We start from the raw sequence: 14891 nt of genomic DNA on the forward strand, positions 1-14891 counted from the left end.
GATGCAAGTGCGCCCGCGTCCGCCTGCTATCCGCTGCTCCCCTTCGGCAACCGCATCCGCAACAACCGGTTCACATTCGAAGGACGCGACCACCAGCTTCGGCCGAACACGGCATCGGACCCTTATTATCTGCATGGCGACGGCTGGCAGGGGGAATGGTCCATTCTCTCCCGCAGCGGCAACGAACTGCAGATCGGCTTCCGCCATCGAAGGGAAAATACGCCCTACAGTTACGATGCGAGGCAGACCATCGCCCTGTCATCCGAAGGGCTGACGCTGCAGATGAGTGTGGAGAATACCGGCGCGGAGGCGCTGCCATTCGGGCTTGGCTGGCATCCCTATTTCCCGATGACTCCGCAAACGACGCTTTTCGCACCGGCGCAGCGATTTTGGACGGAGACCGAGGGCTTTTTGCCGGGAGAACGCACCGCTGTTCCGGCAGATCTCGATTTTTCCCGCCCGTCGCCACTTCCTCGCCGCTGGGTCAACAACGGCTTCGAGGGATGGAGCGGCGAAGCGCGGATTGTCTGGCCGGAGAGGCACGCCAGTCTGCGGCTGACTGCCGACGCATCGATCAGGCACGCCTTCATCTTCGTCCCCGACACAGACCTCAACCCAGCATTTCGCCACGACTATTTCTGCTTCGAGCCGATGTCCCACCTTGCGAACGGCCATAACCTTCCGGATCTGGGGGATCTGAAAATCCTGCAGCCCGGTGAAAGCCTTGCAGGGTCGATCCACCTGCGGCCGCGAAAATATCCGGAATAGCCCGCGACCGCTCATCGCTGAAATTTCGGATCAAGCCGAACGAGGAACACCGAATGCCAAATCGCCTTTCAGGAAAAAGAGTCTTCATTACCGGCGCCGCACAGGGGATCGGCCTGGCAATCACCGAGGTTTTTATCGCCGAAGGCGCGCATGTCTTTCTCATCGACCGCGATGAAGCCCTTCTCGAAGCGACTGCTGCCAAGCTGAAGGAGGGAGGAGCCGTCGTCGGCTATCAGGCGGCCGATATCGCCGATGCCGTCGCCATCGGCGAGGCCGTTGGTAAAGCAGCGGCGGAGATCGGCAGCATCAATGCGCTGGTCAACAATGCCGGTGTCAACGTCTTTGCCGAGCCGCTGCAGCTGGCGGACGAGGATTGGGACCGCTGCTTCGACATCAACCTCAAGGGTGCCTGGAATTGCTGCCGCTCCGTTCTGCCTGATATGATCGCCCGCGATGGCGGGGTTATCCTCAACATCGCCTCGACCCATGCTTTCACTATCATTCCGCACACGTTCCCCTATCCTCTCGCCAAGCATGCTCTGCTTGGCATGACTAAGTCGCTGGGGATCGAATATGCGGCAAAAAATGTGCGCGTGAATGCCCTGGCACCTGGCTATGTCGAAACGCAGAAAGTCATCGACTATTGGAGCAGTTTTTCCGATCCGGAAAAGGCAAAGATAGAAACCTTGAAACTGCATCCCGGCAGGCGCATCGCCACCCCCCGGGAAATTGCGCTTGCTGCCGTATTCATGATTTCAGACGAGTGCCCCTTCATGAACGCCACCTGCTTGACGATCGACGGCGGCCTGAGCGTGCTGCAGCACCAATGACAATTGAAGCGCAGGTGCGTCCCGATGATGCCAATCCGAACTGACCGGGTTTGCCTTGCGGGCGTTGCAGAGAGGATGCCAGGACGCCGGAATCGCGATCGAATGGCGACCGCGGGGGGAGCCGCGCTTTGGTGGGCACATTGAGCGCCTGATCGGCACGCAGATGGGGAGGCTACATCTGCTGCTCGGCACAGCGTTCAGCAATGAAAGAGAGCTCGGCGACTACAATTCCAAGCGGCATGTGGCACTGACCTTAAGGGAACTCGAGCGCTACCTCGCGCTTGATATCGTCGGCTCCTACCATCGGTCGATCCATAGTAGTCTAGGCGCCATTTCGATTTCGTTCGCATCCCCGCCCATAGCGACACTGTCCCTAACGGCAGATGAACCACACAAATTGAGGAAGAGCCCAATTACGTGCCAAGCGACACCATGCGATGAGGCCGACGACATCAATTTCGACAAGCCTTCCCATCTTGTCTCGATGGGGAACGACGCTTTCTATCGACTACGTAACGGCATGGAAAAATCCAAGGTCGCGGCGAATGCCCGCACGGTCCTCTTCCGTCGCCTTCACGCGCTCTTCATTCGACCGCACGGCAAAGGCCTGATCGCATCCACCTTCAACTTATGCTGCCCTGATCCGTGCCGTACTTCTGAGTGCGAAGGACTGGTCGGTGTTGCCGTCAATCTGAAATTGGTTGACGAGATCGCGCAACCTGCTCGCCTCATTCGACAAAGATGCGGCCGCCGCGGTCGATTGCTCAACCATCGCCGCGTTCTGTTGAGTGGATTGATCCATTTGGTTGACCGCAGTGTTGATTTCGGCAAGTCCGGTGGACTGCTCGCGCGCTGAAGTCGCGATCGCCGCCATCAGCTGATTAATCTCAGATACATGGTCACTGATCGATTTGAGCGATTGGCCCGTCTCAAGAACAAGTTTCACCCCATTGTCGACTTCGACTGAGGACTTCTCAATGAGGCCCTTGATCTCCTTGGCCGCTGTTGCCGCCCGCTGCGCGAGTTCGCGAACCTCTTGAGCGACAACCGCAAAGCCCTTACCCGCGTCCCCAGCACGGGCAGCTTCGACGCCTGCGTTAAGCGCCAGCAGGTTTGTCTGGAAAGCGATTTCGTCGATAACACTGATAATATTGGAAATCTGCTGCGAGCTTTCTTCGATACGCCTCATCGCTTGTTCGGCTTCAGAAACCACCGACGCGGAACGTTCGGCACTGACATTGGCCTTCTGTGCGACGTTGCGAGCCTCGTCGGTTCGCTTGGAGGCTGTCGTAACGTTAGCTGTGATCTCATCGAGGGCGGCCGCTGTCTCTTCCAAGGAGGCCGCCTGTTGTTCCGTACGCTTGGAAAGGTCTTGTGCTCCCGATGCGATTTCGCGCGTTCCGCTGTCGATGCTATGCACCGTCTTCAGTACGGCACCGATCGTTGAACCGAGCTGTTTGAGGGAGGCATTGAAATCCGCGCGCAATTGCTCGTAATCCGGGGCGAACGGCTCTATCAACTCGAAGGAGACATCACCGCCAGCCAGGCGCTTCAATCCCTCGCCCAAGGTTGTCGTGGCGAACCGCAGCTGTCGCGTTTCTTTCTCGATACGCTCCTGTTCTGTTGCACGAGCCGACTCCGCGTGGCTCCGCGATGTGAATGCCTCCTGCTCCAATCGAAGAACATTTATTGCGTTTTGTCGGAACACCTCCACTGCAGCGGCCATCGCGCCAATCTCATCTGCGCGGCCGGCGTAGGGAATGGTACTTTGCAGATCGCCATCGGAAAGAATTTTCATGGCGGCGGCAATCCGCCGGATCGGATTTGCGATACCCAACATCGCAAATACGCTGCCGGCAAAGGCAACCAGGATCGCAAGAGCTGCGATTATTGCTGTTTCCGTAAACGCTGAGCTTGCCGTAGCGCTGCTTCCGATCACGTAGGTTTCAGCCTGGCCCAGGATGAAAGCCACCAGGTCTGCAATCTTCTGGCCCAGGAGATCAGATTGCGGCTCCATCTTATCTCGGAAAAAACTGACTGCCTCGGCGCCCTTGCCACCGTCCTGCAGTAGGACGAGCTGTTCGGCGAGTTCATTGTACTTCTTAAGTTCCGAGTTGACCTCGTTGATCAGTTCGCGGCCCCGATCGGTGCGGACACCTTTTACATATTCATCTATGGCGCCCTTCACCGCAGAATCCATGTCATCGATCAACTTTGCTGCCGCGGCCCGCTTTTCTGGCGATGCCACCAACAGGTAGCGAGCGTAAGCCAGCTCCAGATCAGAGAAGTTTCCCTTGATGTCTCTCGCGGTGACAAGGCGCTTCATCCAAAAGCCACCGATTTGCTGCGTATTGCCGTTCAGCGCCGAGATCGTGCTGAGGGAACTATAGGACAGCACGATGAGGAAGACACTGATGACGGACAAAACTGCAATAAGAGTCTGCTTGACACTCGGGCGCTTCATTCGAACCTCCAGCTCCTGAGGACGACCGCGCGGGTCGGGTATCCATAAGAGTTCGCCCGATTTGTTGATTTAGAATTAACTTTACTCAATACAGAGGTGACGCGCTGAATTATCTTGTCGGATTACAAACGTTGCTTAGAAACCGACTTCAACGATACTATTAGATAGTTGTATTTACGGGCGGGCTATAAACCAGGATATTCTTGCGTCGACCTCTGACATCAATATTGGGATCGGATGTGTTCTTCACTTCTTCATTCATCTGATAGCGACTGAGAGTCTCCTTGAAACCTGCTTTACTTATCGAACTAGGCGTTCCACGCGTCGATGATCGCCGTGTCGTCAGCGGCATTGTCTATGTCATCAAGCATGGCCTGCAATGGAAGGATGCGCCAAGGGATTACGGGCCGCACAAAACGCTTTATAATCGCTTCATTCGTTGGAGCCGCCTTGGCGTGTTCGGCCGCATCTTCGCGGCGCTGGCCGGTGACGGTCCCAGGCCCGAGCGCATCATGATCGATGCCACACATCTGAAAGCGCATCGCACGGCCGCAAGCCTGCTCAAAAAGGGGATGTTCCCCGTCGTATCGGGCGAACCAAAGGTGGACTGGACTCCAAACTACACACCGTCTGCGATGGCGAGGGACGCCCGATCATCATGCTGCTCAGCGAAGGCCAGATGAGCGACCATAAGGGCGCTCGTCTCGTGCTGAATGTATTGCCCGCGGCCAAGACGCTGATTGCCGACAGGGGTTATGACAGCAAGTCATTCCGGGAAGCCTTGCAGGCAAAGGGCATCGAACCCTGCATACCTTCGAGCCGAAGCAGGAAGGTTCCATATCCTTACGATAAAGGGCTCTACAAGAAGCGTCACAAGGTCGAGAACCTCTTCGCCAAACTCAAGGACTGGCGGCGCATAGCGACGCGCTACGACCGATGTGCGCATACTTTCTTCTCAACCATATGCATCGCCGCAGCCGTCATCTTCTGGCTTTGATTTAACGAGGCCTGAACCTAGAGGCAACAAGGTAACGACCTCCATCCGCCCAACCAAACTGTCGGGAAATCGTCAGCAGTGCGGGAATGTTTGCCGAGCCGGTTAATAGAAATCGGCAAGGCCGCCGATCGTTGTCGACGGCTTGTTTTATGGCGCGAAGCAATTCCGGTGCACGCTGCACTTCGTCTAGAATGGCGGTATCGATCGGGCGAATGAAGCCGACTGGGTCGGTCTTTGCTGACAGTAAGGTCGTTTCGTCATCTAACGTGACATACGGACGATCTGTCTGGAGCAGGGTTCGGGCCACCGTTGTCTTGCCGCACTGACGTGGTCCGTTAACAAGTACATCTGGCGTATCTTTCAAGCCAACCTTAGTTCGGTCGGCTACGCCTCGTGGATAAAGGAGGTTAGAGGGACTTTCCGCTTGCAATCTATCTTTCCTCCTGGGCTCTACCAAATCCCAAGATAGCCGGCGCGTCCAAGTCGGAACTTACATGCGTCCAATTCGGATTTCAAACTTCGTCCAATCCGGAACTTGCAGCCGTCCGTTTCGGATATGAATACGTGGCAGCTATCGAGAAGAGCAAGCAAGGCCTATTAGAGTCCGCTCAACGGAATGACCGATTTGCGGCCGATTGGGGTGGGAGCGGGAGCCTTCCATCCCATCGATTTCGCACTCTTCTTGTTCCAACCCCCTCAACGCATTGACCGGTAAATTTACGTGCGCCACTTTTTATTGTGACATGAAGCGCAAAAAACTTGCCTGAAATTTACCTCTCCGGTTGCACTTCTTTTGATGTAGACGCATAACGGCCACCAGCAAGTGGAACGAAGCCCGGAAATTGGTCGGCCTTGATGAAAAAATTGACGCATAAGACAATGGAGGACTTCGCGAAGTCCTGCGGCGTTTCGCGCCCCACCCTTTCCAAGTATTTCGACGATCCAACCAGTGTGAAGCCGGCGACGCGCGCGCTGATCGAGGCGGCGCTTCGCTCCTCGGATTATCAGCCGAACCTTTATGCACGGAACCTCAATCGCAAGCGGACACGCAATATCGGCATCCTGGTTCCCGCCCTCACTGACCCCTTTTATGCCGAAATGGTCAATCGCCTGGAATTGCGGCTTCGCAACGAGGGCTATTGGCCAATCGTATTCTCGTCGCATGGATTGCAGGAGCTGGAGGCCGAAGCGGTCAACACCATGTTGTCGTTGAAGGTAGCCGGTGCGCTTGTCGCACCCTTGGGACTGAAATCCGATCCGCGCGCCTTCGAACGGCTCGCGCAGAACCTGCCCATCGTTTACTTCGACACTTATATCGAAGGCAACACGCCGTTCATCGGCAACAATAATTACCAGAGCGTCGCGACGATCGTGGAATATCTCTGCCGGTCGGGAGATGTACCGGCCTATCTCGACATACCCCATGTCAATCATAACTCACCGGAGCGGCTGGCCAGCTATATCGCCACCATGGAAGCCGCCGGCTTCGAACCTCTGGTGATCCCTACCAGTACCGCCTACACATGGGAGTTCGAGCGCGTCGGATACGAACGGATGGACGGACTGTTTCGCGCGAGATCTCTTCCGCGCAAAACCATTCTTTGCGCGAATGATCGCCTCGCTTTCGGCGTGATGTCGGCGGCCTTCGCGCATCGGCTGAAGGTCGGACGCCAAAAGGGCGATGATCTGCGTGTCGCCGCCCATGACGACCATCCCTTGAGCCGCTATATTTGCCCGCCGCTGACGACGATGGCGCAGGATTTCGCAGCCATGACGGCAAGCAGCGTCAGCACGCTACTGACGCTGCTCGGGGAGCCGGGCGCCTCGGATCAGACGATCGCGGGCAAGGTCAGCTTGGATGGAACGCTGGTGATGCGGCAATCGGCCTGAAACGATATCCGCCGTACCTTTAATGCGGAGCCATTTCGAGGCTGCGCCAGGCGGCAACGGCTTCCTCGACCGCCTCCCGAGCCTCCGCAATATATCTACCCATCGATACGAAGCCATGGATCTGTCCTGGCCAGTGGCGCTGTACCATGCGCACTCCCTCTTTCCGCAAACGCTTGGCATAGGCTACGCCCTCGTCGGCCAGAATATCGTGTCCAGTGGTAAGGACGAAAGCGCCCGCCGCCGCGGTAACGGTCTCGGCGAGCAACGGCGAAACCCTCCGATCGGCAATATCGGCTGCGGTGCGGACATAATGATCGCGAAACCATCTCATCGCCGAGGCGGTCAAGCCGAAACCCTCGGCATAGCGGCGATAGCTATCGGCCGTCGGCGAGGCCTCGGTGTTGGGGTAGATCAGCAACTGCGCCGCAAGCGGCGGGGCATCGCCGGCGCGCGACATCAATGCCAGCACCGCGGCAAGATTGCCGCCGGCGCTATCACCGGCGACCGCGATCCGTCCAGGATCGATGCCGAGATCGGCGGCGAATTGCGCAGCAAATGCTAAAGTCGCGGCACAATCCATCACTCCGGCGGGAAACTTGTGTTCCGGCGCCAGCCTATAGTCCGGACAAATCACGGTGCATCCGGCAAGATTGGCGAACCATCGGCAGATTTCGTCATGGGATTCGAGATTGCCGATCACCCAGCCGCCACCATGCAGATAGATCAGACCGGCACCATTCTTCAAGGGGGCGCCGATGCCACGATAGATCCGCAAGGTGATCGGACCATTCGGGCCGGCGATCTGGCGATCTTCCACAGAGGCAACCGTCTCTCTCGAACCTTGAACCGTCACGCAGCTTGCATCGTAGTCCGCGCGAGCCTGCTGAGGCGTGCCGGTTTCAAATGGCCGGCCATTCGATCGACTGATCATAACCAGAATGCGCCGGGCGCTCGTATCCAGCCTTTCCATTGGATTGCCCCTCCTTGGAGTATGATGCCGAAAAGTGTGACCGGTTTTCGGACAACATCTTGCTCCGCTTCGTTGATTCCAGAGTGGATTCAGCTCTGGTCGCAGTCAGTCCAAAAGACTGCGCGCTTCATCCTCGCCAAGACGCGGCGGCGGGATCAGCTCCGCACCAATGCTGACCGGCTGCCCGCTTTCGCCGGATTGGAGAATGGCCTCCATGATTTCGAGAACATGGAGTGCGAGGTCGCCCGATGCGCGGGGCGGCCTGCCCTCCTTCAGCGAGCGTGCGAGATCGGCGACACCGAGCATACGGTAATTCGCCCGGTCCGGTGCGGCGTAAGGCCAGTTCCTCGCACCATAAAGCTCGTCGTCGCTTTTGAAATCACGCCAATCGGCGCCACGTTCCGACAGCGACACCGTTCCGCCGAATGTGTCCGGATCGGGCAATCGCAGCGAGCCTTCCGTGCCGTGCAGTTCGATTGGATGATTGGAATGGCGAAAGACATCCCAGGAGGCGCCGAAATTTACGGTCGCGCCGGATTGGAATTCCAGAAGCGACAGGATGTTTGTGGGAGTGCCGACCTTGAAGCGCGTGTTCTTGAATGGGCCTTCGGCGGTGATCAGGCGTTCTTCCTGACCTTTCGTCGCCATTGCCATGACCCGCACGACCGGGCCGAGCAGGTTCACCATCATGGTCAGATAATAGGGACCCATATCGAAGACCGGACCGCCGCCCGGCTGATAGTAGAATTGCGGATTGGGGTGCCAGTGCTCCATGCCGCGCCCCATCATGAAGGCGGTGCCGCTGACCGGACGGCCGATCGCGCCCTCGTCCATCAGGCGCCGCGCCCGGCGGCCTGCCGCACCAAGGAATGTATCGGGCGCGGAGCCTAGCTGCAGCCCCTGCCGCTTGGCTTCCGCGACGAGAACGCGGCCGTCGGCCGCCGACGTTGCAAGCGGCTTTTCCGTGAAGACGTGCTTGCCGGCTGATAGAGCCGACATGGTGACGTCGAAATGGACTTCGGGAATGGTGAGATTGAGCACGAGGTCGACTTGAGGATCAGCTAGCAATTGGTCAACACTAGAGGCGCGAATGCCATATTCTCGGGCACGCAGCGCTGCCGCGTCGGGAGATATATCGGCGCAAGCACGCAATTCGACGTCGGCAAACAGCGCTGCATTGCGCAGGTAAGTCATCGAGATATTGCCGCAGCCGATAACGCCGATGCCAAGTTTAGTCTTTGAATTGTCACTCATATTTTCCAATCCTCCCTGACGCACCTCATTTGGATGTCACGTCTCGACGCAATCCGAAGGCTGACTCGCGGATTGATTTAAAGCATCTTATTTCTTGACGCGCGATAAATTTTTATGAAACATGTGCGAATACTGGCGTGGAGGTATGGAGGTCGCCAGTCTTCCTGGGAGGGAAACATGACAGATTTCAAGAAGACGCCGGCTCACTCCAAGAGCGCCGGACAAACGATAATGCTCGATCGTCGTCAGCTGCTCTTGGGTGCTGCCAGTGCGGCAATCGGCACGGCAACCCTTGGTGTTGCCTCGGGCCTCGGCATCCGCCCGGCTCGCGCGGCCGATCGGACGGAAATCAGCTTTGCCAGCGCCAGCTTCTTCGGCAAGGAAGGACTTGGCGAGCTGGTCAAGGCTTTCAACGAGTCGCAGAGCCGCATCACCGTCAAATTCATCGAGTTGCCGCCGCCGAGTTCGTCGACGGAAGTCTATCAGGGGCTCGTCCAGCAGCTTGCCCGCCGCAATGGAACGCCCGACGTTTTCAGCCAGGATGTGATCTGGATCGCGGGCTTTGCCTCAGCCGGCTGGGCCTTGCCGCTCGATGAATATTTCCCGAAAGACAAGCGCGCCGATTATTTCCCCGGCACGGTGGCTGCCTGCACCTATGACGGCAAGTTGACAGCGCTGCCATGGTTCGTCGATTCCGGCATGTTCTACTATCGCAAGGATCTGGTGGAAAAGCACGGCGGCAAGGTGCCGGAAACCTGGGCCGACATGGCGACGATGGCGGCAGAGGCGCAGAAGGCCGGCGACGCCAAATTCGGTTATCTCTGGCAGGGCAAGCAGGCCGAGGTTCTCGTCTGCGACGCCGTGGAAATCATTGCATCGAACGGCGGTTCCATCCTTTCCGCCGATGGGAAATCCTCAGTCATCGGCGACGACGCCGCAGTCGCCGCGATCCAGTTCCTGTATGATACCATCAACAAGACGAAGATCAGTCCTCAGAACGTGCTCTCCTGGGACGAAGAGCCCTCTCGCCAGCCGTTTACGTCGGGTGAAGCGATGTTCATGCGCAACTGGTCCTACGTCTATCCGATCGCGCAGGATCCGAAGGCCTCCCATGTCGTCGACAAGGTCGCAGTCGCGCCATTGCCGCATTTTGCCGGCGGCAAGAGCTCGGCCTGTCTTGGCGGCTACCAGCTGGGCGTCAATGCCAACTCCAAGAAGCGGGAAGCGGCGATCGAATTCCTGACCTGGATGTCTTCGCCGGAAACCCAAACCCGGCTCGCCCTTAATTTCGGCCTCGCGCCTTCACGTCCGGCGATCTTTCAGGATGCGAAGCTGAAGGCGGAGCAGCCGTTCATGGCGAGCCTGCAGAACGTCTTCACCGGCGCCACGCCACGGCCGATCACGCCGCAATATGCCAAGGTGACGCTGGCACTGCAGTCCAGCATCTCGAAGGCACTGGTTAGCGGCAACGTCAAGGCGGAATTGCAGGCCGCCGCAACCCAGATCAACAAGATCGTCGGTTGATATGGCAGTGACGATGACGGTTGCCGTTTCCGAGCAAACCCTGGGCAAATCGAGGGCGCTATCAAGCGCCCTCTGGCCCTGGCTGTTGCTGCTGCCAGCGTTTCTTTCGCTCGCGTCGGTGTCCTTCTATCCAATCGTCAATGGCGTCTATCTGTCCTTCACCAACCGCTCGCTGATCACCCAGGACAATGATTTCATCGGCATCGCCAATTATGCGCAACTTTTGGCTGATCCGTCGTTCTGGAATGCCTGGTGGCACACCATCTGGTTCACGCTGATCTCGACGTTGCTCGAGACATTCATCGGCCTGGCAATGGCGCTCATCCTTTGCGAGACCTTCGCCGGCCGGGGCATGGTCCGCGCCGCCATGCTCGTGCCCTGGGCCATGCCGACCGTGGTGACATCGAAAATGTTCGGCTGGCTCTTCGACGGCGAGCACGGCATCGTCAATTTCATCCTTCTGCATGCCGGACTGATCGACCAGAACGTCAACTGGTACGGCTCCCCCGATACGGCGCTGACGACGATCATTCTTGCCGATGTGTGGAAGACAACGCCGTTCATGGCGCTTCTGCTGCTGACGGGGCTGCAGACCGTTCCGAAATCGCTGATCGAGGCGGCACGCATGGATGGCGCGAGAGCCTGGACCACCTTCTGGAAGATCCGCCTGCCGCTCCTGATGCCGACGCTGCTGATTGCCGGGCTTTTCCGCGCGCTCGACGCCTTTCGCGTTTTCGACCTGGTTTATGTGCTGACAGGCGGCGGGCCGGCCGATTCAACCGAGACGCTTTCGACGCTGTCCTACAAGGTGCTCTTTTCGACGCTTCAATTCGGCTACGGCTCGGCGGTCTCGACCGCCATGTTCATCACGGAAGGGCTGATCGCCATCGGCTTTTGCGTCTTCCTCATACGCCAGATCAGGAGGACGACATGAATGGAGACCGCTCAATCTTCCAAAGCTTTCTCATCTATCTTGGCGCCCTGTTCATCCTCATCTGGTCCGCAGGCCCGTTCATCTGGCAGTTTTCGACATCGCTCCAGCTCGACAAGGCCCTGACCGAGGGAACGCCCTCGCTCATACCGAACCCCTTCACGCTGGAGCATTACTACAACGCCTTCGTCGAAAAGGGCTTGCATCACTATGTGCTGAATTCGCTCGTCGTTTCACTTTCGACTACTGCTCTCTGCCTGATCGTCGGTTCGCTGGCCGCCTTTTCGCTTTCGCGCCTCGATGTGAAAGGTCGCTTTGGCATCCTGGCCGTCATTCTTTCGGTATCGATGTTTCCGCAGATCGCACTCGTCGGACCGCTCTATCTCATCGCCTCCGATCTCGGACTGCTCGACACTTATACCGCGCTGATCATCACCTATCTTGCACTGGGACTGCCGCTCGTCACCTGGGTCCTGTTCGGCTATTTCGAAACGCTGCCGCGCGAGATCGACGAGGCAGCCCGCATGGACGGCGTCGGCCCAGCCGGTCTGCTCTGGCATATCATCCTACCGATGTCATTGCCGAGCCTGGTCACGACGGGCCTGCTTGCCTTCATCACCGCCTGGAACGAGTTCCTCTTCGCGCTGGCCTTCACGTCGGACAGCGACAGCCAGACGATCCCGGTCGGCATCGCCAATTTCACCAACCAATATTATGTGCCTTGGGGAGACATCGCCGCCGCATCGGCCGTCGTCACCATACCGCTCATCATCTTGGTGCTCTTCTTCCAGCGACACATCATCGAAGGCCTGACCCAAGGCGGAATCAAGGAATAGAGGGAATGCGCAAGGACATAAAAGTCGGCTGCCAGACATTTACATGGGAAATGCTCGGCAAGGCCTGGACGGGAACGACAGACGATCTGTTGTCGGCGATTTCCGCAGGCGGTTACTCCGGCATTGAAATCACCGACACCATGATCGGCCGCTACGGCGCGGACCCGTATGCCTTCGCAAATGCGCTGAGGGATTGTGGCATGACCCTCGTCTCCTTCGCCTTTGGCTCCAAGAGCGGCTTTACCGTCGCCGAGGCGCTGAAGGATGACCTTGCGACAGCAAAGCGCTGGATCGACTATGCCGCACATTTCCCGGGCGCACTCGTGTCCATCGGCTCAGCAACCGTCGTTTCCGACGGCCGGCGAGATGACAAGTTCGCCATTGCCGGCGAGTTCTACAATCGCGCCGGAGAGCTGGGCAAGGCAGCCGGCGTTGAGGTCGCCGTGCATCCGAGCTCGCATCACAACACGCTGCTGTTCGACCGCGCCGATTACGACCGCATCTTCGCTCTGCTCGACCCCAACCTGGTCGGCTGGGTACCGGATACCGGCCATGTCCTGCGAGGTCATGCCGACATGCTTGACACAATGCGCACCTATCAGGACCGTATCCGCTACCTGCATCTGAAGGATGTCGATGCGCAGGGCCGATGGGCGATGCTCGGCAAGGGCGTTCTCAATACGCCGGCCGTGATCGCCCTCGTCTCCGCTGCTCCGCGCTTCAATGGCTGGCTGGTGCTGGAGGAAGAGTCCGAGAGGGCCGGCGCCGATCCTGCCGCCGCCATCAAAGCCAATCGCCAAACGATGCGCGGCTACGGCGCATAAGGAAGAGAACCATGATCGAAAAGGAAAGTCGCCGTCTTCGCGTCGGAGTCCTCGGCTGCGGACCGATCGCGCAATTCGCGCATCTGGAATCCTGCGTCAAGGCGAGGAATGCCGATCTCTATGCGATCTGCGATGCGGCACCCGATCTTCTGGCCCGCATGGGCGCGACCTACGAGCCGCAGAAGATGTATGACGATTATGATGCCATGCTGGCTGATCCCGAGCTGGAGGCCGTGATCGTCGCGACGTCTGACGCTTACCATGTACCGATGTCGATCAAGGCGCTCGAAGCGGGAAAGCATGTGCTGTGCGAGAAGCCGATCGGCGTGTCGGTCGAGGAAGGGCAGCAGCTTGCCGAGGCCGTGCGCCGGTCCGGCAAGATCCTGCAGGTCGGCCACATGAAACGCTTCGATCCGGCGCTTGAGGCGGCGCGCGATTTCGTTCGCGACGATATAGGCCAGATCTTTGCGATGAAGGCGTGGTATTGCGATTCCACCCACCGCTACACCAATACGGATGCGGTGCAGCCTTTACCCGTCACCAGCAAGCTTGCGCGCAAGCCATCAGGCAATCCGAAGGCCGATCTTCGGCAATATTTCATGCTGGCGCACGGCTCGCATCTGGTCGACACCGCGCGCTTCTTCTGCGGCGAGATCGTCGCCGTTCGCGCCCGGTTTCTCGAACGCGCCGGCGCCTATTGCTGGTTCGTGGAGACCGAGTTTGCCAATGGCGCCCTCGGTCATCTGGACCTGACGGTCGCCGTGCGTATGGATTGGCATGAGGGCTTTCAGCTTTATGGCGAAAACGGCTCCGTTCTCGCGAAGACCTTCAATCCCTGGTACTTCCGCTCGAGCGAAGTGGAAATCTTCCACGAGAAGGATGCGACGAGCCGCAAGCCGCTCGGCGCCGACGGCCATTTCTTCCGCCGGCAGCTGGAGGGGCTTGCCGATGCCGCGCTGAACGGCACGCCGATGCGCGGCGCCAATGTCGAGGATGGCTTGGCCTCCATCCGCGCGATGGTGGCGATCGCCCTATCGGTAGAACGGGGCGAGCGCGTCGAGCTCGCATCGGTTTCGGGAGCGGTCTGATGCAGATCGGGATCTTCGCCAAAACCTTTCCCGGAACGGAGCCGCTCGGCGTTCTCTCGGCCGTGCGCGACAGTGGCTATGCTTGCGCGCAGTTCAATCTCGCCTGCTGCGATCTCCCGTCCATGCCCGATGCCGTTTCGGAAGAAACGATCGCGGCGGTTCGTTCGGCCGTCCAGGCGACGGGCATTTCGCTTGTCGCGCTGTCGGGCACTTACAACATGGCTCACCCCGATATTGCCGTTCGTCGGACTGGCCTTATCCAACTCGCCGTTGTCATCGAAACGGCGGCAGCGCTCTCCATTCCGCTGGTGACGCTTTGCACCGGAACGCGCGACCGGAACGACCAATGGGCCCATCATCCCGACAATGGCGATCCTTCAGCCTGGGCCGACATGGCGGCGGAAACGTCGAAGGCTCTGGAGCTGGCGGAACGGCATGGTGTCGATCTCGGCATCGAGCCGGAGCAGGCCAATATCGTCACCTCGGCAAGCGATGCGCGGCGACTGATCGGCGAG

General features: G+C 58.6%; 14 protein-coding genes and 1 pseudogene. 11 read left to right on the forward strand and 4 right to left on the reverse strand.

The window, feature by feature from the left end:
• The 3 genes and pseudogenes from Q4Q11_RS26770 to Q4Q11_RS26780 form a co-directional block, all read left to right on the forward strand.
• Positions 1-768: aldose 1-epimerase (locus tag Q4Q11_RS26770; RefSeq protein WP_498571361.1), on the forward strand; the 768-nt coding region annotated here is incomplete at its 5' end.
• A 53-nt stretch (positions 769-821) separates the two neighbouring features.
• Entirely contained in the window at positions 822-1598 is a 777-nt protein-coding gene (locus tag Q4Q11_RS26775; protein ID WP_112512924.1) for an SDR family oxidoreductase, read from the forward strand.
• Between the two features lie 430 nt (positions 1599-2028).
• Positions 2029-2226: pseudogene (locus Q4Q11_RS26780) on the forward strand (non-homologous end joining protein Ku); the annotation flags it as partial.
• Here Q4Q11_RS26780 and Q4Q11_RS26785 read toward each other — a convergent pair.
• Entirely contained in the window at positions 2227-4062 is a 1836-nt protein-coding gene (locus Q4Q11_RS26785; protein ID WP_498571362.1) for a methyl-accepting chemotaxis protein, read from the reverse strand.
• 272 nt (positions 4063-4334) lie between these two features.
• Between Q4Q11_RS26785 and Q4Q11_RS26790 the strand changes: the two genes are divergently transcribed.
• Positions 4335-5059, forward strand: a protein-coding gene (locus Q4Q11_RS26790) for an IS5 family transposase (protein ID WP_498571369.1) whose coding sequence is annotated in 2 segments (ribosomal slippage) — positions 4335-4638 and positions 4638-5059 — 726 coding nt in all. Because the reading frame shifts where the segments join, the coding sequence is not laid out codon by codon here.
• A gap of 1 nt (position 5060) precedes the next feature.
• On the opposite strand, the gene Q4Q11_RS26795 is transcribed toward Q4Q11_RS26790, so the two are convergent.
• Positions 5061-5366 (reverse strand): AAA family ATPase, encoded by a 306-nt coding sequence (locus Q4Q11_RS26795; protein WP_498571370.1) that lies wholly within the window; start codon positions 5364-5366, stop codon positions 5061-5063.
• A gap of 548 nt (positions 5367-5914) precedes the next feature.
• On the opposite strand from Q4Q11_RS26795, the gene Q4Q11_RS26800 reads away from it, so the two are divergent.
• Entirely contained in the window at positions 5915-6949 is a 1035-nt protein-coding gene (locus tag Q4Q11_RS26800) for a LacI family DNA-binding transcriptional regulator (RefSeq protein WP_498571363.1), read from the forward strand.
• 19 nt (positions 6950-6968) lie between these two features.
• Here the strand turns inward: Q4Q11_RS26800 and Q4Q11_RS26805 are convergent, their stop codons facing one another.
• Together Q4Q11_RS26805 and Q4Q11_RS26810 are read right to left on the reverse strand one after the other, a co-directional pair.
• A complete protein-coding gene (locus tag Q4Q11_RS26805) occupies positions 6969-7919 on the reverse strand; it encodes an alpha/beta hydrolase (protein WP_498571364.1) in 951 nt (316 codons plus the stop codon).
• A gap of 105 nt (positions 7920-8024) precedes the next feature.
• Positions 8025-9173, reverse strand: a complete 1149-nt coding sequence (locus tag Q4Q11_RS26810) for a Gfo/Idh/MocA family protein (protein WP_498571365.1) — start codon at positions 9171-9173, stop codon at positions 8025-8027.
• Between the two features lie 177 nt (positions 9174-9350).
• Here Q4Q11_RS26810 and Q4Q11_RS26815 point away from each other — a divergent pair, with 177 nt between their 5' ends.
• The 6 genes from Q4Q11_RS26815 to Q4Q11_RS26840 all read left to right on the forward strand — a co-directional run.
• Positions 9351-10697: an ABC transporter substrate-binding protein gene (locus tag Q4Q11_RS26815; protein WP_112509173.1), complete on the forward strand. Its 1347-nt coding sequence runs from the start codon at positions 9351-9353 to the stop codon at positions 10695-10697.
• A gap of 1 nt (position 10698) precedes the next feature.
• Positions 10699-11631 carry a carbohydrate ABC transporter permease gene (locus tag Q4Q11_RS26820; RefSeq protein WP_498571366.1) on the forward strand — a complete coding sequence of 311 codons (933 nt, stop codon included), beginning with the start codon at positions 10699-10701 and terminating at the stop codon, positions 11629-11631.
• A complete protein-coding gene (locus Q4Q11_RS26825) occupies positions 11628-12464 on the forward strand; it encodes a carbohydrate ABC transporter permease (RefSeq protein WP_498571367.1) in 837 nt (278 codons plus the stop codon). Before Q4Q11_RS26820 ends, Q4Q11_RS26825 begins: the two co-directional genes overlap by 4 nt.
• A gap of 5 nt (positions 12465-12469) precedes the next feature.
• Positions 12470-13288 carry a sugar phosphate isomerase/epimerase family protein gene (locus Q4Q11_RS26830; RefSeq protein WP_112509165.1) on the forward strand — a complete coding sequence of 273 codons (819 nt, stop codon included), beginning with the start codon at positions 12470-12472 and terminating at the stop codon, positions 13286-13288.
• Positions 13289-13299: 11 nt separating this feature from the next.
• The gene (locus tag Q4Q11_RS26835; RefSeq protein WP_112509163.1) at positions 13300-14376 is read left to right on the forward strand and encodes a Gfo/Idh/MocA family protein; all 1077 of its coding nucleotides are present in this window, start codon (positions 13300-13302) and stop codon (positions 14374-14376) included.
• The coding region (locus tag Q4Q11_RS26840; protein WP_498571368.1) for a sugar phosphate isomerase/epimerase family protein at positions 14376-14891 on the forward strand (516 nt) is incomplete at its 3' end. The genes Q4Q11_RS26835 and Q4Q11_RS26840, both read left to right, overlap by 1 nt.

The sequence above is a fragment of the Rhizobium sp. UFLA01-1127 genome, assembly GCF_059803845.1.